The sequence below is a fragment of the Methylococcus sp. S1M genome, assembly GCF_051295855.1.
GTDB lineage: Bacteria > Pseudomonadota > Gammaproteobacteria > Methylococcales > Methylococcaceae > Methylococcus > Methylococcus capsulatus.
Window position 1 is genome coordinate 243,268 of the sequence record NZ_JBPDXO010000003.1, and the last position, 24,927, is coordinate 268,194.

Annotated in this window: 20 protein-coding genes; 7 read left to right on the forward strand and 13 right to left on the reverse strand. The window is 64.4% G+C overall.

What is annotated here, in order from left to right:
- The first annotated feature begins 2 nt into the window (after positions 1–2).
- The 5 genes from ACSHWJ_RS07660 (at position 3) to pgl (ending at position 7,929) form a co-directional block, all read left to right on the forward strand.
- Positions 3–1,721 carry a site-specific DNA-methyltransferase gene (locus ACSHWJ_RS07660; RefSeq protein WP_432539584.1) on the forward strand — a complete coding sequence of 573 codons (1,719 nt, stop codon included), beginning with the start codon at positions 3–5 and terminating at the stop codon, positions 1,719–1,721.
- Entirely contained in the window at positions 1,718–2,773 is a 1,056-nt protein-coding gene (locus ACSHWJ_RS07665) for a PDDEXK nuclease domain-containing protein (RefSeq protein ID WP_432539585.1), read from the forward strand. Before ACSHWJ_RS07660 ends, ACSHWJ_RS07665 begins: the two co-directional genes overlap by 4 nt.
- On the forward strand, positions 2,770–5,523 hold the full coding sequence (locus ACSHWJ_RS07670) for a DEAD/DEAH box helicase family protein (RefSeq protein WP_432539586.1): 2,754 nt from the start codon (positions 2,770–2,772) through the stop codon (positions 5,521–5,523). The genes ACSHWJ_RS07665 and ACSHWJ_RS07670 overlap by 4 nt, the downstream gene beginning before the upstream one ends.
- Positions 5,524–5,732: 209 nt before the next feature.
- A complete protein-coding gene (gene zwf / locus ACSHWJ_RS07675; protein WP_010959398.1) occupies positions 5,733–7,220 on the forward strand; it encodes a glucose-6-phosphate dehydrogenase in 1,488 nt (495 codons plus the stop codon).
- A 1-nt stretch (position 7,221) separates the two neighbouring features.
- On the forward strand, positions 7,222–7,929 hold the full coding sequence (pgl, locus tag ACSHWJ_RS07680) for a 6-phosphogluconolactonase (RefSeq protein ID WP_010959397.1): 708 nt from the start codon (positions 7,222–7,224) through the stop codon (positions 7,927–7,929).
- A gap of 6 nt (positions 7,930–7,935) precedes the next feature.
- Here the strand turns inward: pgl and ACSHWJ_RS07685 are convergent, their stop codons facing one another.
- The gene (locus ACSHWJ_RS07685) at positions 7,936–8,820 is read right to left on the reverse strand and encodes a sulfite exporter TauE/SafE family protein (RefSeq protein WP_432539587.1); all 885 of its coding nucleotides are present in this window, start codon (positions 8,818–8,820) and stop codon (positions 7,936–7,938) included.
- A 65-nt stretch (positions 8,821–8,885) separates the two neighbouring features.
- Here ACSHWJ_RS07685 and ACSHWJ_RS07690 point away from each other — a divergent pair, with 65 nt between their 5' ends.
- Entirely contained in the window at positions 8,886–10,163 is a 1,278-nt protein-coding gene (locus ACSHWJ_RS07690) for a multifunctional CCA addition/repair protein (RefSeq protein ID WP_282213644.1), read from the forward strand.
- 20 nt (positions 10,164–10,183) lie between these two features.
- On the opposite strand, the gene ACSHWJ_RS07695 is transcribed toward ACSHWJ_RS07690, so the two are convergent.
- Positions 10,184–11,077 (reverse strand): phosphoribosylaminoimidazolesuccinocarboxamide synthase, encoded by an 894-nt coding sequence (locus ACSHWJ_RS07695; protein WP_432539588.1) that lies wholly within the window; start codon positions 11,075–11,077, stop codon positions 10,184–10,186.
- Between the two features lie 87 nt (positions 11,078–11,164).
- Here ACSHWJ_RS07695 and djlA point away from each other — a divergent pair, with 87 nt between their 5' ends.
- Entirely contained in the window at positions 11,165–11,995 is an 831-nt protein-coding gene (djlA, locus tag ACSHWJ_RS07700) for a co-chaperone DjlA (RefSeq protein ID WP_218796743.1), read from the forward strand.
- 3 nt (positions 11,996–11,998) lie between these two features.
- Here the strand turns inward: djlA and ACSHWJ_RS07705 are convergent, their stop codons facing one another.
- The 11 genes from ACSHWJ_RS07705 to ACSHWJ_RS07755 all read right to left on the reverse strand — a co-directional run bounded on the left by ACSHWJ_RS07705 (position 11,999) and on the right by ACSHWJ_RS07755 (position 24,924).
- Positions 11,999–12,460, reverse strand: a complete 462-nt coding sequence (locus tag ACSHWJ_RS07705) for a CopD family protein (RefSeq protein WP_432539589.1) — start codon at positions 12,458–12,460, stop codon at positions 11,999–12,001.
- 34 nt (positions 12,461–12,494) lie between these two features.
- Positions 12,495–13,226: a 16S rRNA (uracil(1498)-N(3))-methyltransferase gene (locus ACSHWJ_RS07710; protein ID WP_432539590.1), complete on the reverse strand. Its 732-nt coding sequence runs from the start codon at positions 13,224–13,226 to the stop codon at positions 12,495–12,497.
- Positions 13,227–13,232: 6 nt separating this feature from the next.
- Positions 13,233–14,588: an adenosylmethionine--8-amino-7-oxononanoate transaminase gene (locus ACSHWJ_RS07715; protein ID WP_432539591.1), complete on the reverse strand. Its 1,356-nt coding sequence runs from the start codon at positions 14,586–14,588 to the stop codon at positions 13,233–13,235.
- 7 nt (positions 14,589–14,595) lie between these two features.
- Positions 14,596–16,680, reverse strand: coding sequence for a methionine--tRNA ligase (gene metG, locus ACSHWJ_RS07720; RefSeq protein WP_432539592.1), 2,085 nt, complete (start codon positions 16,678–16,680; stop codon positions 14,596–14,598).
- A gap of 86 nt (positions 16,681–16,766) precedes the next feature.
- Positions 16,767–18,599: a glutamine--fructose-6-phosphate transaminase (isomerizing) gene (gene glmS, locus ACSHWJ_RS07725; RefSeq protein ID WP_218796740.1), complete on the reverse strand. Its 1,833-nt coding sequence runs from the start codon at positions 18,597–18,599 to the stop codon at positions 16,767–16,769.
- A complete protein-coding gene (gene glmU / locus ACSHWJ_RS07730) occupies positions 18,587–19,972 on the reverse strand; it encodes a bifunctional UDP-N-acetylglucosamine diphosphorylase/glucosamine-1-phosphate N-acetyltransferase GlmU (protein WP_432539593.1) in 1,386 nt (461 codons plus the stop codon). The genes glmS and glmU overlap by 13 nt, the downstream gene beginning before the upstream one ends.
- 118 nt (positions 19,973–20,090) lie before the next feature.
- Positions 20,091–20,513 (reverse strand): F0F1 ATP synthase subunit epsilon, encoded by a 423-nt coding sequence (locus tag ACSHWJ_RS07735; protein WP_010959386.1) that lies wholly within the window; start codon positions 20,511–20,513, stop codon positions 20,091–20,093.
- Positions 20,514–20,538: 25 nt separating this feature from the next.
- Positions 20,539–21,921 (reverse strand): F0F1 ATP synthase subunit beta, encoded by a 1,383-nt coding sequence (atpD, locus tag ACSHWJ_RS07740; protein WP_010959385.1) that lies wholly within the window; start codon positions 21,919–21,921, stop codon positions 20,539–20,541.
- 35 nt (positions 21,922–21,956) lie between these two features.
- On the reverse strand, positions 21,957–22,820 hold the full coding sequence (atpG, locus tag ACSHWJ_RS07745; RefSeq protein WP_432539594.1) for a F0F1 ATP synthase subunit gamma: 864 nt from the start codon (positions 22,818–22,820) through the stop codon (positions 21,957–21,959).
- Positions 22,821–22,830: 10 nt separating this feature from the next.
- On the reverse strand, positions 22,831–24,372 hold the full coding sequence (gene atpA, locus ACSHWJ_RS07750) for a F0F1 ATP synthase subunit alpha (RefSeq protein WP_017364780.1): 1,542 nt from the start codon (positions 24,370–24,372) through the stop codon (positions 22,831–22,833).
- Between the two features lie 15 nt (positions 24,373–24,387).
- A complete protein-coding gene (locus ACSHWJ_RS07755; RefSeq protein WP_017364781.1) occupies positions 24,388–24,924 on the reverse strand; it encodes a F0F1 ATP synthase subunit delta in 537 nt (178 codons plus the stop codon).
- Positions 24,925–24,927: the final 3 nt, after the last annotated feature.

Consider the following 24,927-nt stretch of genomic DNA (forward strand, 5'->3'; position numbering starts at 1 on the left):
ACATGACCAAGCAAAAGCTGGAATTGACCTGGATAGGTAAAGAAAAACGCCCCAAGCTGGAACCGCGCATCCTGCTCGAAGACCCGGAAAAGTCCTACCACGCCAAATTCAGGACTCCCCCTCGCCCGCTGGGAGAGGGGCAGGGGGTGAGGGAGGACCTCTTCGACAACCGGCTGATCTTTGGCGACAACCTCTTGGCCTTGAAGGCGCTGGAGGCGGAATTCACGGGTAAGGTCAAATGCGTGTTCATCGACCCGCCCTACAACACCGGCAGCGCCTTCACCCATTACGACGACGGGCTGGAGCATTCCATCTGGCTCGGGCTGATGCGCGACCGGCTGGAGATCATCCGGCGGCTGTTGTCGGACGATGGCTCGCTGTGGATCACCATCGATGACAACGAATGTCATTATCTGAAGGTGTTGTGTGATGAGGTGTTTGGGCGGGGGAATTTTGTTTCTACTGTCATTTGGCAGAAGAAGTACGCCCCTAAGTCGGACTCTAAGTATTTTTCTAACTCTCACGACTTTGTGCTTGTTGTCGCAAAAGACTTAACCAGATTCAATCTCGAGCGATTGCCAAAAACAGAGAAGCAAACAGGACGATACACAAATCGGGACAACGATCCTCGTGGGCCTTGGAAGGCAAGTGACGTACTGCGCAACGAAGCGCGGGATTATGCGATCTTTCCTGTTAAGTTGCCCTCCGGTCGGGAGGTTTATCCGCCGCCGGGAACGAGTTGGCGCTACACGAGAGAGAAGTTTGCTGAGCTGATTGCTGATAACCGGATCTGGTTCGGCGTGGATGGTGATGCGCGTCCGGCGTACAAGCGATTCCTGTCGGAAGTTGCCGACACGATTCCAAGCACCACCATCTGGCTCTACGAAGAGGTTGGCCATAACGACGAAGCGAAGAAAGAAATGCGGGCATTGTTTGGCGAGGATCTCTTTGATACCCCAAAACCAGAACGTCTCCTGCAGCGTGTTCTAACTCTTGCTACTCGTCCCGGCGACCTCGTCCTCGATTCCTTCGCCGGTTCCGGTACGACCGGCGCTGTCGCCCACAAAATGGGCCGCCGCTGGATCATGGTGGAGCTGGGCGAGCACTGCCACACGCACATCATCCCGCGCCTGAAAAAGGTGATCGACGGCGAAGACCCCGGCGGCATCACCCAGGCCGTGGGATGGAAAGGCGGCGGCGGTTTCCGCTACTACCGCCTCGCGCCCACACTCATCGTCAACGACCGCTGGGGCAACCCCGTCATCAATCCCGAGTACAACGCGGCGATGCTGGCGGAAGCCTTGGCCAAGCTGGAAGGCTTCACCTACGCGCCCTCCGAGGTGCTGTGGTGGCAGCACGGCCACTCCAGCGAGCGCGACTTCATCTACGTCACCACGCAGAACCTGTCCGCCGAGCAGTTGCAAGCGCTGTCCGAGGAAGTCGGTGCCGACCGAAGCCTGCTCGTGTGCTGCTCGGCCTTCCGGGGGGTGACGGCGGCGCAGGCGGCGGAACGCTGGCCGAACCTGACGCTGAAGAAGATTCCCAAGATGGTGCTGGCGCGCTGCGAGTGGGGGCGTGACGACTACAGCTTGAACGTGGCCAACCTGCCGATGGCGCAAACAGAGCCTACTCCGCCGTCTTCTGAACCGGCTGGCCGCTCAAATGGCCGCAGGCCCGCCAGCCCGATACCCGACCTATTTGGCGAGGAGGACACGCCATGAGCGGCACACCCTCCCCCCTGCCGCCGGACTACGCCGACTGGCTGGCCGAGATCAAGACGCGGGTGGCCGCGGCCCGGGCGCGGGCGGTGCTGGCGGCCAATGCGGAGCTGATCCGGCTCTACTGGCAGATTGGCCGCGAGATTCTGACCCGGCAGGCGGCGCAGGGCTGGGGCAGCAAGGTCATCGAACGGCTGGCGCGGGACTTGCGCGCCGAGTTTCCGGAGATGAAGGGGTTTTCCAGGCGAAACCTGATGTACATGCGGGACTTTGCCGAAGCCTGGCCAGACGCTGAAATGGTGCAGCAGCTTGCTGCACAATTGCCCTGGTTCCACAACGTGCTGTTGTTGACCAAGCTGAAAGACCCAGCGCTGCGCCTGCGCTACGCCGAACAGGCCGTGAGCGAAGGCTGGTCGCGCGCCACGCTGGAAGCGAAGCTGCGCAACCAGTGGCTGGAGCGGCAGGGGCAGGCCGTGACCAACTTCGCCGCCCGCCTGCCCGCGCTGCATTCGGCCTTGGCGCATGAAACGCTGAAAGACCCGTATCTGTTCGACTTTCTTGGCCTGGGCGATGCCGCGCACGAGCGCGAGATCGAAAACGCGCTGGTGCGGCACATTACCCGCTTTCTGCTGGAGTTGGGCAGCGGCTTTGCTTTCGTGGGGCGGCAATTCCGGCTCGAGGTCGGCGAGCAGGAGTTCTTCATCGACCTGCTGTTCTATCACACGCGGCTCAAGTGCTATGTGGTGGTAGAACTCAAGGCCACCGAGTTCAAACCCGAGCACGCCGGGCAACTGAATTTTTATCTCACTGCCGTTGACCGGCAGATCAAGGCAGCCGACGATCACCCGACCATCGGCCTGTTGCTGTGCAAAACCAAAGACCGGCTGGTGGCGGAATATGCACTCTCCGGCATCGACAAGCCCATGGGCGTGGCGGAATACCAGCTGGTGCGCGCCCTGCCCGAGCCGCTCGTGGCTAGCCTGCCGACGGTGGAAGAACTGGAAGGCGAGCTTGCGGCCATCGAACAAGAACCATCCGAGGGGAGTAAGACATGAGCGCCCGCGCCCTGCATCACATCGCCGGCCGCTTGTCGCTGCGGCCGCCGCAGGAGGAATCGCTCAAGCGGCTGGCGCGCGCGCTCGAAGCCGCCCCCGATTTGTTGCGCAAGGAGCGCGATGTCACGGCGATTCTTTCCACGCTGAAGGCGGAATTTCCCACGCTGGAAGACTTTGAGCGCGAGTTCCCCTCGCTGTGCTTTGCGCTGGCCACGGGCGTGGGCAAAACGCGGCTCATGGGTGCGTTCATCGCTTATTTGCATCTGGCGCACGGCATCAACAACTTCTTCGTGCTCGCGCCCAACCTGACCATCTACAACAAGCTGATCACGGACTTCACGCGCAACACGCCCAAGTACGTGTTCAAGGGCATCGCCGAGTTCGCGCAGCAACCGCCGCTGATCATCACCGGCGACAACTACGACCAGACCGGCGCGGCGGTGGACGATCAGTCGATGGGCTTTGCCCATGACGTGCGCATCAACATCTTCAATATCTCCAAGATCAACTCCGAAGTGCGTGGCGGCAAGGAGCCCCGTATCAAGCGGATGCGCGAGGTGCTGGGCGACAGCTACTTCAACCATCTGGCCAACCTGCCCGACCTGGTGCTGCTGATGGACGAATCGCACCGCTACCGCGCCAGCGCAGGCGTGCGGGCCATCAACGAGCTGAAGCCCTTGTTCGGCCTGGAGGTGACGGCCACACCCTTCGTAGAGTCGAGCCGAGGGCCGGTGCCGTTCAAGAACGTGGTGATGGATTACCCGCTGGCGCGGGCGATGGAAGACGGCTTCGTCAAGGAGCCTGCCGTGGTCACCCAGCGCAACTTCTCGGCCTCGGCGCACACGCCCGAGGAAGTGGAGAAGATCAAGCTGGAAGACGGCGTGCGCCTGCACGAAACCACGAAAGTGGAGCTTTTGACCTATGCCCGCGAAAACGGCGTGCCGCTGGTCAAGCCCTTCATGCTGGTGATCGCCCGCGATACCACGCACGCGGCGCAACTCAAGTCGCTGATCGAGTCGGCGCAGTTCTACGAGGGCCGCTACGCGGGCAAGGTGATCCAGGTGGATTCCAGCCGCACGGGTGCGGAAGAGGAGGAGATGATCACGCGCCTGCTGGCCGTGGAGAGTGTGGACGAGCCGACCGAGATCGTGATTCACGTCAACATGCTCAAGGAGGGCTGGGACGTGACCAACCTTTACACCATCGTGCCGCTGCGCGCCGCCAACGCGCGCACGCTGATCGAGCAGAGCATCGGCCGCGGCCTGCGCCTGCCCTATGGCAAGCGCACCTTTGTTCCGGCGGTGGATCGCCTCAACATCGTCGCGCACGACAAGTTCCAGGAGATCATCGACGAGGCCAACCGTGGCGATTCGCCGATCCGCCTGAAGCAGGTCATCCTCGACGCGCCCAGTGCCGACGACAAGAAGGTCAGCGTGCAGGTCGGCTCCGGTGCGGCGGTGCGGCTTGGCTTGTCTGCCCTCACCCCAACCCCTCTCCCGGAGGGCGAGGGGCTTGCACTCCCCTCGCCCGCGAGCGGGAGAGGGGCCGGGGGTGAGGGCCCGGTTTTCACCACCGAAGCCGAAAAGCAGGCGGCGCGCGTGGTCATGGAGGTGATCGGCAAATATGAGGTCAAGCGCGATCTCGTGCCGACCAGCTGCGCGCTGCTGAAGCCAGAAGTACAGCAGGAAATCCTTGCCGAAGTGGCGGAGCGTTTGCGCCCGATGCAGGGCAACCTGCTGGCGGGCATAGACGATGCGACGCCAGCACTCGATCTGTCATCCGTGGTGGCCAAGACCACTGAGATCGTGGTGCAGCAGACCATCGACATCCCACGCATTGCCGTGGTGCCCAAGGGTGAGGTCACCACCGGCTTTCGCCCGTTCACGCTGGACGTGAGTCAGCTGCGCCTGCAACCGGGTGAACGCGAGATCGTCGGCCAGATGCTGCGCACCAACGAGCAGTTCACGCTGGCGGCGGAAATCGGCCTGAAGGAGCAGCGCCCGGAGGACTACATCGTCCACGCGCTGGTGGACTTCGACGACATCGACTACTTCACCCATGCCGACCTGCTCTATGACCTCGCGGGCCAGATGGTGAGGCATCTGCAGAGTTACCTGTCGGAGTCCGAGGCGGTCAGTGTGCTGGATCGTGATCGCCGCCTGATCGCGCGGGAAATCCACGCCCAGATGATGGCGCACTTCTTCGAGGAGGCGACCGAGTTCGAGGTGCAGGTCAGTCGCGGCTTCACGGAGCTCAAGCCCTGCAACTACACCGCCACGGCGGGACAAGCCCCGCGCCATTTCCGCGAAACGGTGGAGGACGTGGGCCGCATCAAGCAAATGCTGTTCGGCGGGTTCACGAAGTGTCTGTACCCGCTGCAGAAGTTCGACTCGGACACCGAGCGCCGCTTCGCCGTCATCCTCGAGCGCGACGCCAGCAAGTGGTTCAAACCCGCGAAGGGGCAGTTCCAGATCTACTACAAGCTCGGCACTGAGCAGCCGGAATACATCCCCGACTTCGTGGCCGAAACCGATACCACGATCTTCATGGTGGAGACCAAGGCGCGCGCCGACCTCGACACCCAGGAGGTTCAGGCCAAGGCCGCTGCCGCCGTGCAGTGGTGCGGGCATGCCTCGGAGTACACGGCGAGCGTCCAGGGCAAGCCCTGGAAGTATCTGCTGCTACCCCACGACGAGGTCGATGAGTCGCGGCGGCTCACCGATTTTCTCCGGTTCCGAATCACGGCCTGATCGGCCGTCGCCATCCACTCCTCGCCGCTTCCACGTAGGGGGCCGTTGCGGATGCCCCGCCCCCTTGGCGCATCGAACGAATCCATCGCTCGACAGTCCGCGTTGCGGCGACTAACATTGATCGATTTTTGGCCGGGCTTTTTCGTTGTGAACCCGGCGCGTCATCAGTCCCCCTGCCGGCCGTTCGACGGCGGGGCCATAACAAGAGGATGTCAGCGGTGAGTCAGCTCCCATTTCCCGAATCTTTCAACATGGTGTTCTTCGGCGGCGCCGGCGACCTGGTCACGCGCAAGCTGTTGCCGGCAATGTATCAGTGCCACAAGAACGGCCTGCTGGTCGAAGCCGGCCATATTCTCTGCGTCGACCGGCAGGATCTGAGCGAGGAGGCTTTCCTCGAACTGGCGGATGAAAAGGCGTGCCAGTTCATCCCCACCGCCGACTGGGATGCCGCGGTGTGGGCCGGATTCCGCCAACGCCTGGCCTATCTGCGCATCGACGCCACCCAGCCCGAACAGTACGCGCCGCTGAAGGAGCGGCTGAAAAAAGCGCCGGCGGCCGTCACCGTATTCTACCTGTCCACGGCACCGTCCCTGTTCGCGACGATCTGCGCCCATCTGACCCGCCAAGGCCTCAACGGCCCCCACAGCCGGGTGGTGCTGGAAAAGCCCCTGGGGCACGACCTGGCCTCCGCCAATGCGATCACCGCCGACGTGGACCGCTATTTCCACGAGAACCAGGTGTACCGGATCGACCATTACCTGGGCAAGGAATCGGTGCAGAACCTGATGGCCTTGCGTTTCGGCAACGCGCTGTTCGAGCCGTTGTGGCGGCGGATGTGGATCCGCGACGTCCAGATCACCATCGCCGAGGACGTCGGCATCGGCAGCCGCGCTGGCTTCTATGACAAGGCCGGCGCCTTGCGCGACATGGTGCAGAACCATCTGCTGCAGCTGCTGTGCTTCGTGGCGATGGAACCGCCGGCCAGCCTGGATTCCAACGCCATCCGCAACGAGAAACTCAAGGTGCTGGAGTCGCTGGTGCCGTTCACCGAAGAAGACGTGCATCAAAAAACCGTGCGCGGCCAGTACCGCGCCGGCATCTGCGGCGGCAAAGCGGTGCCGGGGTATCTGGAAGAGGAGGGCATTCCGCCGGGCAGCCACACCGAGACCTTCGTCGCCATCAAGGCGGAGATCGCCAACTGGCGCTGGGCGGGGGTACCGTTCTACCTCTTCACCGGCAAGCGGCTGCCGGAACGCCTGGCGGAAATCGTCATCCACTTCCACGACGTCCCCCACCCGATCTTCCCGCTGCCCAAGAGCGGCGCCTGCGCGCCGGCCAAGCTGGTGATCCGCCTGCAACCAGACGAGTTCATCCGCCTCTACCTGTATGCCAAGCAGCCGGGCGATTCGATGGAACTGCAGCCAGTGTCGCTGGACCTGAATTTTGCCGAGCAATTCAAGGTACGCCGCGCCGAAGGCGGCTATGAGCGCCTGTTGCTCGATGCCATCCGCGGCAACCAGGCACTGTTCGTCAGGCATGACGAACAGGAGCAGGCCTGGCGCTGGGTCGAGCCCATACTCAACACCTGGGCCAACGATCCGAAGGGCCCGGAACCCTATGCCGCGGGTACCTGGGGGCCGGCCGCATCCCTGGATCTGTTGAGACGCGACGGCATCTGCTGGCACGAGGGGAAATGACATGACCGAGATCCGATGGTTCGACGACAACACGAGCTTGGCGCCGGCGCTGGCCGCGGCGGTGGCGGAGGATGTGCGCGCCGCGTTGGCGACCGATCCCGCGGCTATTTTGGCCGTTTCGGGCGGCCGCTCGCCGGTACCGGTGTTCGAGGCCTTGCGCGAAGCCGATTTGGACTGGGCACGGGTCATCGTCACCCTGGTCGACGAACGCTGGGTGCCGGAAACCGATCCCGCCAGCAACGCCGCCCTGGTGAAGACCCATTTGCTGCAGGGCAAGGCGGCGGCGGCCCGCTTCCTGCCGCTGTACACCGGGGACGCTTCCGCCGCCGCAGCCGAAACCCGCCTGGCCCGGTCCTTCGCCGAGCTGCCACGGCCATTCGCGGCGCTGATCCTGGGCATGGGCGACGATGGCCATACCGCCTCGCTGTTCCCGGCCAGCCCCAACCTGGAGGCCGGTCTGGCGCTGGGCGGCACGGTCGAGAATACCCCGCCCTGTCTGGCTCAGGTGGGCGCGATCGCGCCGACCGAACGCGTCAGCCTCACCCTGCCCTGGATCCTCGACGCCCGGCATATCTACCTGCAGTTCGGCGGAGCGGGCAAGGTGGAGGTGTTCAACGCCGCCCTGGCCGGCCCCAACCGGCAATATCCCGTGAGTTTCGTGCTGGCCCAGACGCGGACCCCGGTCACCGTGTTCGCGGCGCGGAGTTGAAACGGTTCAGGGGCCGAGAAAAGACTTCAGGCGCTGCGCCGATGCGGCAGCGGTTCCGAGACCCTCGTTCAGCACAGCGAGCCAGGAAGGATCGGCGGATCTCGCCAACATGCGGGCGCCGAGGAGGAACAGCACGGCGGCGAACAGCCGCTTGAGTCCCCGCATCGGCAGACGGTGGGCCAGCGCCGCCCCGTATGGGGCGGTCAGCACGCTGGCGGCGCCGATGCCGAGGAAGGCGGGCCAGTAGATGTAGCCCAGGCTGTGGGCGGGCAGCGACGGATGGCCCCAGCCCAGGACGACGTAGCTCAGGGTCCCGACGACGGCGATGGGGAAACCGCAGGCCGAGGAGACGGCGACGGCATGGCGGATGTTCTGCCGGCAGCGGAGCAGGAAGGGCACGGTGATGCTGCCGCCGCCGATGCCGAACAGCGCCGACAGAAGGCCGATCATGATCCCCCCGCCGGTCATCACGCCGGGCGGGACGGGCTTTCCGCCCGCCGTTTCTTCCCGCCTTCCCCGGTACACCTGCACCGCGACCAGCATCAGGAACACTGCGAACAACCGCTCGAACTGCCGGGTGGGCAGATGGTCGGCGACGATCGAGCCGGCGACCGTCCCCAGGGCGATCCCCGGCACCAGCCGCCACACCAGCGGCCAGACCACCGCGCCGCGGCGGTGGTGGGCACGGACCGAAGCGACCGACGTCACCATGATGGTGGCCAGCGAAGTGGCGACCGCCATGATCATGAGGATGCTTTCCGGCACGCCCTGGCCGGGGAACAGCCAGACCAGGAACGGCACGATGATGGCGCCGCCGCCGATGCCGAACAGGCCGGAAGCGACGCCTGCAAGGGCGCCGAAGGCGAGATAGAACGCGAGCGTGGTATACATACGGTCATGCAGCCGTCCCCGCAGGCGACGGAACGAACCTTGAGTCCTCGAAGAGTCGAGTCCACATGAAAGCCTTTCTGGTTGGCGGCGCCGTCCGCGACCGCCTGCTCGGCCTGCCGGTCCGCGAGCGCGACTGGGTGGTAGTGGGCGAATCGCCGGAAACCATGATCGCGCGCGGCTTCCGCCCCGTAGGCCGCGACTTCCCGGTGTTCCTGCACCCGGAAACCCACGAGGAGTATGCCCTCGCCCGCACCGAGCGGAAGACTGCGCCCGGCTACCGCGGTTTCGTGGTGCACGCCGCGCCCGACGTCACGCTGGAGCAGGACCTGGAACGGCGCGACCTCACCATCAACGCCATGGCGGAAACGCCGGATGGCCGGCTCGTCGATCCCTTCGGCGGCCGGCGCGACCTGGAAGCCCGGCTGCTGCGCCACGTCTCCTCCGCCTTCGCCGAAGATCCGGTGCGCATCCTGCGCGTCGCCCGCTTCACGGCCCGGCTGACGCCGCTCGGTTTCCGCGTGGCGCCGGAAACCCTGGTGGAAATGCGGCGCATGGTCGAGGCCGGCGAGGTCGACGCCCTGGTTCCGGAACGGGTCTGGGCCGAGTTCGCCAAGGCACTGGCCGAACCGGCGCCCTCGGCCTTCTTCCGGACGCTGCGCGACTGCGGGGCGCTCAAACGGCTGTTCCCGGAAATCGAGCGGCTGTTCGGGGTACCCCAGCCGCCGCGGCATCATCCGGAGATCGACACCGGCGTACACACGCTGATGGTGCTGGACCAGGCCGCGCGCCTCACTGCCGACCCTTCCGCACGCTTCGCCGCCCTGACCCACGACCTCGGCAAGGCGCTCACGCCGCCCGAACTCTGGCCCAGCCATCGCGGCCACGAGCGCCTCGGCCTCGACGCCCTGAACACACTCTGCGACCGCTTCCGTGCGCCCAACGCCTACCGCCGCCTGGCGGAGAAGGTGATGCGCTACCACGGCCTCTGCCACCGCGCGGCGGAACTGCGCACGTCGACCCTGGTGGACCTGTTGGACCGGCTGGGCGCGCTCAAGCGTCACGACGACACCCTGGAACCCTTCCTGCTCGCCTGCGAGGCGGACGCCAGGGGCCGGGCCGGCTTCGAGGAGCGGCCCTATCCCCAGGCCGATTGGCTGCGGGAGGCGCAACGCGCGGCCGTTTCGGTGGATAGCCGTCCGTTGATCGAACAGCGGCTGCAGGGTCCGGCGTTCGGACGGGCTCTGCGACAACTACGCATCGCCGCGGTACGGCGGCTCCGAGCCGCCCGGTCCCCCGCGACGCCCGCCGGCCGCCTCCCTCACCCACAGGGAGAGGGGGAATGAGCTCGCTACGCGACTTCGTATCATTCGCCGGTCAGCCGCCGCTCCGCCTCCCGGTATTTCTCCGCGGTGCGCGCCAGGATGTCCGGGGGCAGATGGGGCGCCGGCGGCTTCTTGTCCCAGTCCAGCGTCTCCAGGTAATCGCGCACGAACTGCTTGTCGAAGCTCGGCGGGCTGATGCCGGGGCGGTAACCGTCAGCCGGCCAGAACCGTGAGGAATCCGGGGTCAGCGCCTCGTCGATCCAGTGCAGCACACCCGCCTCGTCCACCCCGAATTCGAATTTGGTGTCGGCGATGATGATGCCGCGTTCCAGCGCATAGGCCGCGGCTTCCCGGTACAACCCCAACGCCACCTCGCGCATCCGCTCGGCCAGCTCCCGCCCGATGAGGCCGACCACCTGGTCGAACCCGATGTTTTCATCGTGCGAACCCATCTCGGCCTTGGTGGACGGCGTGAACAGCGCGTCCGGCAGCCGCTCGGCCAGTCGAAGGCCGGACGGCAGCCCGATGCCGCAGACGGCGCCGCTGCGCTGGTAGTCCTTCCAGCCCGAGCCGATGAGATAACCCCGCACCACGGCCTCCACCGGCAACGGCCTGAGGCGCTTGACCACCATGGCCCGGCCCTCGACCTGCTCGCGCTCGGCCGGATCGGGCAGCACCGCCTCCAACGGCGTGCCGGAAAGGTGGTTGGGCACCCGGTCCTTCAAGCGTTCGAACCAGAATCGCGAGACGCGGGTCAGTACCCGGCCCTTGCCGGGAACGGGGTCGGGTAAAATGACGTCGAAGGCCGACAGCCGGTCCGTCGTGACGATCAGCATCAGATCGTCGCCGGCTTCGTAGATGTCGCGAACTTTTCCCCGCGCTTTCAGCCGCAGTGAAGACAGGCTGGATTCGAACAATGTCTCAGGGACGGTCATCGGGCTGACTCTTCCAGACTTTAAGGATAAACATCAATCATGTAAGGTGCGAAGGTTTATGGCAAGTCTCGAGGAACGGTTTCTCAGGTGAGCTGGCTCGGCAAACTCTTGGGGGGTACCTTCGGTTTCCTTGTCGGAGGTCCGCTCGGCGCCTTGCTGGGCGCCGCCATCGTCCACAAGCTGGACGGCGGCAAGGACAAGTACGCCCAGATCGAATCGGACCCGTCACCCGACGCCCAGCACCGGATACAGATGGCTTTCTTCACCGCCACGTTCTCGGTGATGGGCCACGTCGCCAGGGCCGACGGCCGGGTGTCCGAGGCCGAAATCACCGTGGCGCGGACGGTGATGAACCGCATGAGCCTGTCCGAGGGCATGCGCCGCACCGCCATCGAACTCTTCAGCCGCGGCAAGCAGCCTGATTTCCCACTGCGGGAAGCGGTCGAACAATTCCGGAAAGAATGTCACCGCCGCTACGCACTGCTCCGCATTTTCCTGGAAATCCAGCTCGAAGCCGCCTTCGCCGACGGCCCCGTCAACCAGGCCGAGGAACGCGTCCTGCTCGACATTTGCGACCGGCTCCGCATCTCGCGCTTCGAGTATCACGCCATGAAGGGACGCCTGGATGCGGCGTTACGTTTCGCCCGGGCCTATCAGAATTCCTCTTACGGCGGCCACCGGAACACACCCGCGCGCCGCCGCGAGGACACGCTGGAAGACGCCTACGCCATGCTCGGCATCGAGGCATCGGCCGGGGCTGACGAGGTCAAGCGCGCCTACCGCAAGCTCATCAGCCGGCATCACCCGGACAAGCTGGTCGCCCGGGGGATGCCCGAGGAGATGGTGCGCATCGCCAACGAGAAGACCCAGCAGATCCGCAAGGCTTACGAGGTCATCGCGGCGGCGAGAAACCTCTGAGCCTCAAATCGGCAGGAAACTTCCGCCGCTTGCCACCGCCGCGGTGATCAGTCCGAGCACCAGATTGATGCCGACCAGACGGCGGATCACGCCCAGGGCTTCCGCCCCCATCGCCCAGTCCTCCGCGGCAACCGCGGCTTTCAGCGCCTTGTACGGCCGGGCGTAGATCACCCCGAAAATCACGGTCATGGTGAGGGCGATGAGCAGCATCAGATGCACCGGCCACCCCACCTGCCCGAAGCCGCCATAGGCATGGATCAACCCGAAGCCGGTGAGGAACAGCAGCACGATGGCGCCCTTGACCCAGGGAAAGAAGCGCGCAAACACCGCGTTCCACAGCCGCAGCCGTTCCGGCGCCTGCAGCAAGCCGGCGGCGACGGGACGCAAAACCTGATGGGCGAAGAACATACCGCCGACCCAGAGGACGGCGGAAAGAACATGCAGTACGAGTGCCAGTAACATCATGGGATTTCCTGCTCGGTATCGAAGGGTGAAAGGGTCAAGCGGCCAGATCGCCCCACAGGGTCTGGATCGCCGCCAAGGCCGCCAGGGCGGCGGTTTCGGTGCGCAGCACGCGCGGGCCGAGGCGGATGGGAACGAACGCAGCCGCCACCGCCATAGCACGCTCGGCGTCGCTGAAGCCGCCCTCCGGTCCCGACAGCAGGGTCACCGAACCGACGGGCGGTGCCAGCTCCCGCAGGCTGTGAACGGCATGGGGATCGAGACAGATCCGAAGGCCCGCGGCCTCCGGGAGCCAAGCTTCCAGGGAGCGCGGCTCCAGCACTTCCGGCACCCGGTTGCGCCCGCTCTGCTCACAGGCGGCCCAAACCACCCGGCGCCAGTGCTCCAGCCGCTGCGCCTTGCGTTCCCCATCGAGCTGCACCATGCAGCGTTCGGTGAACAGCGGGGTGATGGCGCCAACACCCAGTTCCACCGCCTTCTGGATGGCCAGGTCCATACGCTCGCCGCGCGAGATGCCCAGCCCCAGCCTCACGTCGAGCCGGGATTCGCGGTCGTCCGGCCGATGCTCCCCCACCGTCAGACTCACGGCCTCCCGGTGACAGACCCCGATCCGCGCAGCGAACTCGCCGCCTTCGCCATTGAACACCGTGAGATCGAAGCCGCGCTTGAGCCGCAGGACCGTGCGCAGATAATGGGCGCGCTCCCCGTCCAGCACGACATCGGCGCCCGATGCCAGCGGCACCGGGAGATAGAGTCTGGAAATGCGCATGGCCTTTCAGTCCTCCGCCGCCACCAGCAGGCCTTCCCAGGCCACCTCCGCCATGAGGCGAATCTGCTCGGGGGTGATGAGGTAAGGCGGCATGAAATAGATCACATTGCCCAGAGGGCGCAGCAGCACGCCCCGCTCCAGCGCGCGGCGGTAGACCCGCAGGCCCCGCCGCTCCTGCCAGGGATAGGGCTCGCGGGTCGTCTTGTCCTTCACCATCTCGATCGCCAGGATCATGCCGCGCTGGCGGACTTCGGCGACATGGGGATGTTCCTGGAAACGCTCGGTGGCATCCGCCATGCAGCGCGCCAGTTCGCGGTTTCGCTCCAGCACGTCGGCCGCGTCGAACAGCTCCAGCGTCGCCAGGCCCGCCCGGCAGGCCAGGGGGTTGCCCGTGTAGCTGTGGGAATGCAGGAAAGCCTTCAGCGTGCCGTAGTCGTCGTAGAAGGCCGCGTAGATTTCCGGGCGGGTCAGCACCGCCGCCAGCGGCAGATAACCGCCGGTGAGGCCCTTGGAAAGGCACAGGAAGTCCGGGCTGATGCCGGCCTGTTCGCAGGCGAACAAGGTGCCGGTGCGGCCGAAGCCGACCGCGATCTCGTCCGCGATCAGGTGTATACCCAGCCGGTCGCAGGCAGCGCGCAGCAAACGGAGGTACAGCGGATCGTACATGCGCATGCCGCCGGCGCATTGCACCAGCGGTTCGACGATCACGGCGCAGATTTCATCGGCGCCCCGCTCCAGGATCGCCAGCATGTCGCGGAAGCGCCGCTCGGCATAGCCGGCTTCGGTTTCGCCCGGCTCGCGTCCATAGGCGTCCGGACTGGGCGCGGCCACGGCCTCCATCAGCAGGGGCCGGTAGGTCTCCTTGTACAGCGGCACGTCGCCCACCGCCAGTGCGCCCAGGGTCTCCCCGTGATAGCTGTTCTCCAGGGTGACGAAGCGGGTCTTGCCGGGGCGGCCCCGGTTGCGCCAATAGTGGAAGCTCATCTTCAGCGCCACCTCGACCGCCGCCGAGCCGTTGTCGGCGTAGAAGCAGCGCTCCAGCCCCGGCGGGGTGATGTCTACCAGCCGCTCCGCCAGCCGGATGCCCGGCTCGTGGCTGAAACCGGCGAAGATCACGTGCTCCAGCCTTCCGAGCTGGTCGGCCAGCGCGGCGTTGATCGCGGGATGGCAGTGGCCGAACAGGTTGACCCACCAGGAGCTGATCGCGTCCAGGTAGCGCCTGCCGTCGAAATCCTCCAGCCAGACACCCTCGCCGCGGCGGATCGGGATCAGCGGCAGCGACTCGTGGTCCTTCATCTGGCTGCACGGATGCCAAAGCACCGCGAGATCGCGCTCCATCCATTCGCGGTCGGCGGATCCCATGCCCCGGCTACTTGACCTTCATGCCGGGCTGGGCGCCTTCGTCCGGCGACAGGAGGAAGATGTCGCCGCCGCCCGGCCCCGCCGCCAGCACCATGCCTTCGGACAGGCCGAACTTCATCTTGCGCGGCGCGAGATTGGCGACCATCACGGTCAGCCGCCCGATCAGGGTCTCCGGCGCATAGGCCGACTTGATGCCGGCGAACACCGTGCGGGTCTCGCCGCCCAGATCCAGCGTCAGCTTCAGCAGCTTGTCCGCGCCCTCGACGTGCTCGGCATCGGCGATACGGGCGATGCGCAGATCGACCTTGGCGAAGTCGTCGATGGAAATCGTCTCGGCGATCGGCTGGACCTGGTGCTGCTGATGCTCGGCATGGCGCACCTGGGAATGCGGCTCCGGCTGCCCTGCCGTGGCTTGCAGGCTCTGGCGGTTGGCTTCGACCAGGGCATCGACCTGCTTGGGGTCGATGCGGGTCATCAGATGTTGATAATCGTTGATGGTATGACCTTGCGGCAGCAGGGTTTGTGCGTCCTGCCAAGTAAGAGAAGGAATGTTCAAAAACCCTTCGACCGCCTCTGCCAGCCTGGGCAGAATCGGCTTGAGATAAATCGTCAGCAACCTGAACAGGTTCAACGTTATCGCACAAACCACTCTTAGGTCTCCACGGGAATAGCTGTCATCCTTTTTTGCGATTTCCCATGGTTTTTTCTCGTTAACGAAGATATTTACCTCATCGGCTAATTCCATGATCTTACGAATCGCTTTGTTGTAGTCACGGCTGTCGTAATAGCCGGAAATCTCCTCGGCCGAATCCCGTAGCCTGTCGATAAGGGGATCCAATGCCTCGCCATCGGCAAGCTGCGGCGACACATCCAATCGTCCGTCGAAAAATTTCGTCACAAACCCCGCGGTCCGGCTGGCGATATTGATGTATTTCCCCACCAGATCGCTGTTCACCCTGGCGACGAAGTCCTCCAGGCTGAGGTCGATGTCCTCCATCGTGCCGTTCAGCTTGCAGGCGTAGTAGTAGCGCAGCCATTCGGGGTTGAGACCCTGCTCGAGATAGCTCTGGGCGGTGATGAAGGTGCCGCGCGACTTGGACATCTTCTCGCCGTTCACGGTCAGGAAGCCGTGGGCGAATATCCTGGTCGGGGTGCGGAAACCGGAATGTTCCAGCATGGCCGGCCAGAACAGGGCGTGGAAATAGAGGATGTCCTTGCCGATGAAATGGTACAGCTCGGCCTCCGAGTCCTTTTTCCAGTATTCCGCGAAATCCAGGCCCAGTCTGTCGCAGAGGTTCTGGAAACTCCCCATGTAACCGATCGGCGCATCCAGCCAGACGTAGAAATACTTGCCCGGCACATCGGGAATCTCGAAACCGAAATACGGCGCATCGCGGGAAATGTCCCAGTCGGAAAGACCCGCTTCGAACCATTCGTTGAGTTTGTTGGCAGCCTCGGTCTGAAGGGCGCCGGAGCGGGTCCAGTCCTTCAGGAATTCGGCGCATTCGCCCAGCTTGAAGAAGTAATGCACCGATTCCCTGCGCACCGGCGCGGCGCCGGATACCACGGAGTAGGGGTTGATCAGGTCGGTGGGCGAATAGGTGGTGCCGCAGACTTCGCAGGAGTCGCCGTACTGGTCCTTGGCGTGGCACTTGGGACATTCGCCCTTGATGAAACGGTCGGGCAGGAACATTTCCTTGACGGGGTCGAAGTACTGCTCGATCGCCCGCGATTCGATCAGTCCGCGGTCCTTGAGCCTGCCGTAGATATCGGCGGCATGAGCTCGGGTCTCCTCCGAATGGGTCGAATAGTAGTTGTCGAACTCGATGTGGAAGCCGGTGAAGTCGCGCAGATGCTCGCCGTGGACGCGGGCGATCAGCTCTTCAGGGCTGATGCCCTCCTTCTCCGCACGCAGCATGATGGGCGTGCCGTGGGTGTCGTCGGCGCAGACGTAGCGGCAGTCGTGCCCACGCATCTTCTGGAAGCGCACCCAGATGTCGGTCTGGATGTATTCGACCAGATGGCCCAGGTGGATCGGACCGTTGGCGTAGGGAAGAGCGCTGGTGACGAGGATTTTTCGCGGGCTGGTCATGGAAACGGAGTCTGGCAAACGGATCGAATGTGCGATTATCCCATAATCGACCGGGGCGGCTCCGGCGAGCGCTCAAGCCGCCCGCCTCACTCCACCGTCACCGACTTGGCGAGATTGCGCGGCTGGTCGACGTCGGTTCCCTTGATCAGGGCGACGTGGTAGGCGAGGAGCTGCAGCGGCACGCTGTAGACGATCGGCGCGACGACTTCGTCGGTCTCCGCCACCCTGAGGATCCTGACGCCGGGCACGTTTTCGATCGGCGCTCCGGCATCGGCGAACACGTAGAGTTCGCCGCCGCGCGCCTGGACTTCCTGCAGGTTCGACTTGAGCTTTTCCAGCAGCTCGTTGTTGGGCGCGACGGCGACCACCGGCATCTCGTTGTCGATGAGCGCCAGCGGCCCATGCTTGAGCTCGCCCGCCGGATAGGCCTCCGCGTGGATGTAGGAGATTTCCTTGAGCTTGAGCGCTCCTTCCATGGCGACCGGATACTGCGCGCCGCGGCCGAGATAGAGGGCGTGGTGCTTCTCGCCGAACAGCTCGGCCCAGGCCGCGATTTCGTCTTCGAGTTGCAGGACATGCCGGATCTGCGCAGGCAGGGTCTCCAGCTCGCGGACGATCTTCGCTTCCTGTTCGGCGGCCAAGGCGTGACGCCGGCCCAGCGCCAGCACCAGGAGCAGCAGGGCGGTCAGCTGGGTGGTGAAAGCCTTGGTCGAGGCCACCCCGATCTCGGGGCCGGCCCGCGTCATCAGGCAGGAGTCCGATTCGCGCACGATCGAGCTTTCCGGCACGTTGCAGATGGCCAGGGTGTGCGCATAGCCGAGTTCCTTGGCGGCCTTCAGCGCCGCCAGCGTGTCCGCGGTCTCGCCAGACTGGGAAATGGTCACGAACAGGGTGCCGGGCTGCACGACCTGCCGGCGGTAGCGGAATTCACTGGCAACCTCCACGCTGCAGGGCAGGCCGGCCAAGGCCTCGAACCAGTAACGCGCCACCTTGCCGGCGTGGTAGCTGGTGCCGCAGGCGACGATCTGCACCGCCCGGACGTGCTCGAACGCGGCCTCGGCGCGCTCGCCGAATGCGGCAGACAGCACCTTGCCCTGATGGATGCGGCCGCTCAGGGTCTTTTCGACCGCGACCGGCTGCTCGTGGATTTCCTTCTGCATGTAATGGCGGTATTCACCGCGCTCCACCGAATCCGGCGCCAGCCGGGTCTCGTGGACCGGGCGCTCGACCCTGCCGCCATCCTTGCCATAGACCCGGACCGACTCGGTGGTCAGTTCGACGAGGTCGCCCTCTTCCAGGAAGACGAAGCGCTGCGTTTCGCCGACCAGGGCGAAAACGTCGGAAGCGACGAAGTTTTCGCTTTCGCCCAAGCCGACCACCAGGGGACTGCCCTTACGGGCGGCTATCAGCCGGCCCGGCTCGCAAGTGCTGACGACGCCGATGGCATACGCGCCTTCCAGGATGCCGACGGTGGCGCGCACTGCCTCCAACAGCGGGAACCCCTGCTCCAGGAAGTCGTGGATCTGGTTGACGACGACTTCGGTGTCGGTCTCCGACAGGAACTCGTACCCCTTCTGCTGGAGCTGCCGGCGCAGCGCCTCGTGGTTCTCGATGATGCCGTTGTGGACCACGGCGACTCGCTCGCGGCAGACATGCGGATGGGCGTTGCGTTCGGACGGCACGCCGTGGGTGGCCCAGCGGGTGTGAGCGATACCGGTTTCACCTTCGACCAGGGCGGATTCCAGGGCGGCTTCCAGCTCGCGCAGCTTGCCCGGACGGCGCACCCGCTCCAGCGACCCGTCCGCAGCGATCACTGCGATGCCGGCGGAATCGTAACCGCGGTATTCCAACCGCCGCAGACCTTCCAGCAGGATCGGGGTGACATTGCGGTGTGCCACCGCGCCCACTATTCCGCACATGACTCCTTCCTCGCTTTCTCCGGACGTTTCCAGCCTTCCACGCTGAGCTGCCGGGCGCGGCTCAAAGTCAAGCAGTCTTCCGGCGTATCCCGGGTGATGGTGGAACCGGCGCCGATGGTGGCATTGCGCCCCACCCGGACCGGCGCGACGAGCTGAGTGTCGGAGCCGATGAAGGCGCCGTCCTCGATGATGGTCCGGTGCTTGGCGACGCCGTCGTAGTTGCAGGTGATGGTGCCGGCACCGACGTTGACACCCCTGCCGATGCTGGCATCGCCGATATAGCTCAAATGGTTGACCTTGGAACCGACGGCGATGTCGGATTGCTTCACTTCCACGAAATTGCCGATGTGAACCCCTTCGGCGAGCACGGATTCGGGCCGCAGCCGGGCAAAGGGTCCGACCCTGGAACCGGCACCGATGACGGCGCCTTCGATCACGCTATTGGCGAGGACCGCCACGCCCGGTCCTATCGCGGTGTCCTTCAGATAAACGTTGGGACCGATGCGCACCTCGTCGCCCAAGGCGATTCTTCCTTCGAGAATGACGTTGACGTCGATCTCCACGTCACGACCCAGTTCGACGATTTCCCCTCTCAGGTCGAAACGCGCGGGGTCGCGCAGGGTCACACCCCGCTCCATCAGCGCGCGCGCCTGGTGGACTTGGTAGATTCGCTCCAGTTCGGCCAGTTGCCGGCGGTCGTTCACGCCGAGCACTTCGTCCGGACTGGTGGGATGCGTCGCATCGATGAAATAGCCCTCCGCCACCGCCATGGCGACGATGTCGGTGAGGTAGTACTCGCCCTGCGCGTTGTCGTTGCGCAAAGCCTTCAGCCAGCGCTTCAATGGCGCCCCTTCGACCGCCAGGATGCCGGTGTTGACCTCGCGGACGGCGCGTTCTTCCGGCGTGGCGTCCTTCTCCTCGACGATACGAAGCACCCTGCCGCTGGCGTCGCGAATGATGCGGCCGTAGCCGGTCGGGTTGTCCAGGTCGACCGTCAGTAGCCCCAAGCTCGATTCGCCGGCGTGGTGCAGCAGGGTTTCCACCGTCTCCCGTCTCAGCAGCGGGACGTCGCCGTACAAAACGAGCACCGTCGAATCGTCGCCGATCCGGTCCACGGCCTGCATCACCGCATGGCCGGTCCCCCTGCGCTCCTTCTGCTCGATCCAGGTCGCCGGCAGATGGCCCAATGCGGACAGCGCCTGCTCACCGCCGTGGCCGTAAACGATGACCGTTTCACGGACTTCGAGGGCCGCCGCGAGCCGGTAAACATGCTCGAGCAGACAGAGGCCGCCGATCCGGTGCAGAACCTTCGGCAGACCGGAACGCATGCGCGTGCCCTGACCCGCCGCCAGAATGAGAGCGATGACTTCCACTCAAGTCTCCTTCAGGAGGATCAACGAATAAACGGGTATTTCCGTCAACAAAAAACCCGGTAAAGGTGAAGCATAGCATCACCTTTACCGGGCCGTTGACCGCCGCGGGATCGGCCGGTTACGCCCGGCCCTTGCGGTAATTCTCCAGCGTCCGCAACTGCGCCACCGCCTCCGCCAGCTGCGCCTGGGCCTTGGCGTATTCCATGCGGCCGGAGCGGTCCGCCAGCGCTTCCTCGGCGGCCCGCTTGGCTTCCTGCGCCGCTGCTTCGTCGATGTCTTTCGCGCGCACCGCGGTTTCCGAAAGGATCGTCACCAGATACGGCTGCACCTCCAGCATGCCGCCGGAGACGTAGAACGACAACGGCTCCTGACCCTCGCTCTTGACCCTGACCTCTCCCGGCTTGAGCGGCGAGAGGAACGGCGCGTGCCGGGCGGCGATGCCCACCTCGCCTTCCTGGCCCGGTGCCACGACCAGCTCGGCCTGCCCGGAGAAGATCTCGCCTTCCGCACTCACGATGTCCACATGCATCGTCATAGCCATCTCAGTTACCTCCTATGGCTGCCGGTCAAGCGGCCAGGCGTTTGGCTTTCTCCAGCGCCTCGTCGATCGAACCGACCATGTAGAACGCCTGCTCCGGCACGTCGTCGTAGTCTCCGTCGACGATCCCCTTGAAACCGGCGATCGTGTCCTTGAGGGGAACGTACTTGCCGGGCGAGCCGGTGAACACCTCGGCCACGAAGAACGGCTGCGACAGGAAGCGCTGGATCTTGCGGGCGCGCGAGACGATCAGCTTGTCGTTTTCCGACAGCTCGTCCATGCCGAGGATGGCGATGATGTCGCGCAGCTCCTTGTAGCGCTGCAGAGTGCTCTGCACCCGGCGGGTCGTCTCGTAATGCTCGTGCCCGATTACCAGCGGATCGAGCTGGCGGCTGGTGGAATCCAGCGGATCGACCGCCGGATAGATACCCAGCTCGGCGATCTGGCGCGACAGCACGACGGTGGCGTCGAGGTGCGCGAAGGTGGTCGCCGGAGACGGGTCGGTCAAGTCGTCGGCCGGAACGTACACGGCCTGGATAGACGTGATGGAACCGGTCTTGGTGGAGGTGATGCGCTCCTGCAGAATACCCATTTCCTCCGCCAGGTTGGGCTGGTAACCCACGGCCGAAGGCATGCGCCCGAGCAGGGCCGACACTTCCGTACCCGCCAGGGTGTAGCGGTAAATGTTGTCGATGAACAGCAGCACGTCACGGCCTTCGTCGCGGAACTTCTCGGCGATGGTCAGGCCGGTCAGAGCCACGCGCAGACGGTTGCCCGGCGGTTCGTTCATCTGGCCGTAAACCAGCGACACCTTGTCGAGAACGTTGGATTCCTTCATTTCGTGGTAGAAGTCGTTACCCTCACGGGTACGTTCGCCTACGCCCGCGAACACCGAGTAGCCGCTGTGTTCGATGGCGATGTTGCGGATCAGCTCCATCATGTTGACGGTCTTGCCCACGCCGGCGCCACCGAACAGCCCGACTTTGCCGCCTTTGGCGAACGGGCAGATCAGGTCGATCACCTTGATGCCGGTCTCCAGCAATTCGTTGGCGGCCGCCTGGTCCTGATAGGAAGGCGCCTTGCGGTGGATGCCCCAGCGTTCCTTCTCGCCGATCGGTCCCTTCTCGTCGATGGGATCGCCCAGCACGTTCATGATGCGACCCAAGGTCTCCGTGCCCACCGGTACCGAGATCGGCGCACCGGTGTTGGTCACCGTGACGCCGCGCCGGACCCCGTCGGTGGAACCCATGGCGATGCAGCGCACCACACCGTCGCCCAGCTGCTGCTGGACTTCCAGGACGAGGCCGACCTCGTCGACGCGCAATGCGTCGTAAATCTTCGGTAAGGATTCACGCGGAAATTCCGCGTCGACCACCGCGCCGATGATCTGTACGATTTTCCCAGAACTCATTTCTGCCCTCTTCGGATATCTATTGATTTATTCCGCTAGACCGCAGCCGCGCCGCCGACGATTTCGGCGATCTCCTGCGTGATGGCCGCCTGCCGCGCCTTGTTGTAGATCAGCTGCAACTCCTTGATGAGTTTGCCGGCGTTGTCGGAGGCACTCTTCATGGCGACCATGCGGGCGGCCTGCTCGCACGCGTTGTTCTCGACCAGCCCCTGGAACACCAGGGACTCGATGTAGCGGGTGATGAGCGCATCCAGCACGGTCTTGGCGTCCGGCTCGTATAGGTAGTCCCAATGTCCCTTGAGCTCATCGGAAAGCTCTTCCGCCTTGATCGGGGCCAGGCACTCCAGCTTCGGCTTCTGCGTCATCGTGTTGACGAATTCGTTGTGAGCCACGTAAAGCTCATCGATCTCGCCTTCGCCGTACGCATCCAGCATGACCTTCAGAACACCGATGATGCCCTCGAGGTGCGGCGTATCGCCCAAGCGGACGACCTGGGCGGCGACGTCCGCTCCCACGCCGCCGAAGAACGACGCCCCCTTCTGCCCGATCACGCCCAAGCGGACCTCGACGCCCGCCTCGCCCCATGCCTTCATCCGCCGCAGCAGCAGCCGGAACAGGTTGGAGTTCAGCCCCCCGCACAGACCACGGTCGGAAGACACCAGCACCACCCCCACCCGTTTGACGGGGCGTTCGACCATGAACGGATTCTTGTACTCCGGGTTGGCCCGGGCGAGGTGCTTGATGATCCGGGCGATCTTGCGCGCATACGGACGGGTCGCCTGCAGCCGGTCCTGGGTACGGCGCATCTTGCTCGCCGCAACCATTTCCATGGCGCGCGTGATCTTCTGGGTGTTGCGGACGCTCGCGATCTTTATGCGGATTTCTTTGCCGACGGCCATGGCTGCACCTTCACCAGGCGTGAGTCGCTTTGAACTTCTTGATCGCTTCGTGCAAGCCGGCCTGGATCGCGTCGTTGTAATCGCCGGTGGCGTCGATCGACTTCAGCAGTTCGGCACACTGCGACTTCATGTACTCCTGTAGGGCATCCTCGAAGTCACGCACCTTGCTGACCTCGACGTCATCCAGATATCCCTCGTTGGCGGCGAACAGGGAGACGGCCATCTGGGCGATGCTCATCGGCGAATACTGGTTCTGCTTCATCAGCTCGGTGACCCGCTGGCCACGCTCGATCTGCTTACGGGTCGCCTCGTCCAAGTCGGACGCGAACTGGGCGAACGCCGCGAGCTCGCGGTACTGGGCGAGGTCGAGACGGATGCCGCCGCCGAGCTTCTTGATCACCTTGGTCTGGGCCGCGCCACCCACACGCGACACCGACAGACCGGCGTTCACGGCCGGGCGGATGCCTGCGTTGAACAGGTTGGTTTCCAGGAAAATCTGGCCATCGGTGATCGAGATCACGTTGGTCGGCACGAAGGCGGAAACGTCACCGGCCTGGGTTTCGATGATGGGCAGGGCGGTCAACGAACCGGTCTTGCCTTTCACCTCGCCCTTGGTGAGACGCTCGACCTCTTCCGCATTGATCCGCGAAGCCCGTTCCAACAGGCGCGAATGCAGGTAGAACACGTCGCCCGGATAGGCTTCGCGCCCTGGGGGACGCCGCAGCAGCAGCGAAATCTGACGGTAGGCCCAGGCCTGCTTGGTGAGGTCGTCATAGACGATGAGCGCATCTTCGCCGCGGTCGCGGAAATATTCGCCCATCGCGCAACCGGCATAAGGGGCGATGAACTGCAGCGCCGCGGATTCGGAGGCCGAGGCCGACACGACGATGGTGTGCTCCATCGCGCCGTGTTCCTGCAGCTTGCGCACCACGTTGGCGATCGACGACTGCTTCTGGCCGACGGCGACATAGATGCACTTAACCCCGGTGCCCTTCTGATTGATGATGGCGTCGATCGCGATGGCGGTCTTGCCGGTCTGACGGTCACCGATGATCAGCTCGCGCTGGCCCCGGCCCACCGGGATCATCGAGTCGATGGCCTTGAGGCCGGTCTGCAGCGGCTGGCTCACCGACTGGCGCGAAATGACACCCGGGGCGATCTTCTCGATCGGCGAGAACAGCTTCGCATCGATCGGGCCGGCTCCGTCGATCGGATTGCCCAGCGCGTCGACCACGCGGCCGAGCAGCGCTTCACCCACCGGCACTTCCAGAATGCGCCCGGTGCATTTGGCGGTGTCGCCTTCGGAAAGGTGCTCATAGGAACCGAGCACCACGGCACCGACGGAATCGCGTTCCAGGTTGAGCGCCATGCCGTAGGTATTGCCCGGAAACTCCACCATTTCCCCTTGCATCACGTCCTGGAGGCCATGGATGCGGACGATGCCGTCGGTCAGGCTGACGATGGTTCCTTCACTGCGTGACTCAACGCCCAGATCGAACTTTCCGATCCTCTGCTTGATGAGATCACTGATTTCAGACGCGTTCAGTTGCATGATACTGTCTCATTACTAATTGGAGAGTCGTTTCGCCAATCGCTGGAGCTGGCCATGGACGGAAGCATCGACGACCCGGCCGCCGGCGCGAAGAACCACGCCGGCGATCAGGGATTCATCCACGGTGACGTGAAGGCGCCCCTTACGCGACATCCACTTTTCCACCAACGCATTGAGATTCGTTGTTTCGCTCTCTTCGAGCGGGTAAGCGGTAATGACATCGACATCGACGTAACCTTCCTCTTCCGCCCGGAACTCGGCGAACATGTCGGCGATCGTCCCGACCAGCCCCAGGCGGCCATTGCTCGCCAGGAGACGAATGAAATTCTCGCCTTCCGGGATGACGTGACCTTTGCAGAGATCCAAGAAGTTGGCGATGAACCTGTCTTTGCCTGCCTTCGGATCACTGGCGGCCCGTTGCATGAGGGGATCGGCCATGACCTGCTTGAGGAATTCGAGCATGTCGGCCCATTCCTGGATGTTGCCGGCTTCCTTGGCCGCTTTGAATACGGCGACGGCGTAGGGCCGAGCCAGGGTGGTCAGTTCGCTCATCGG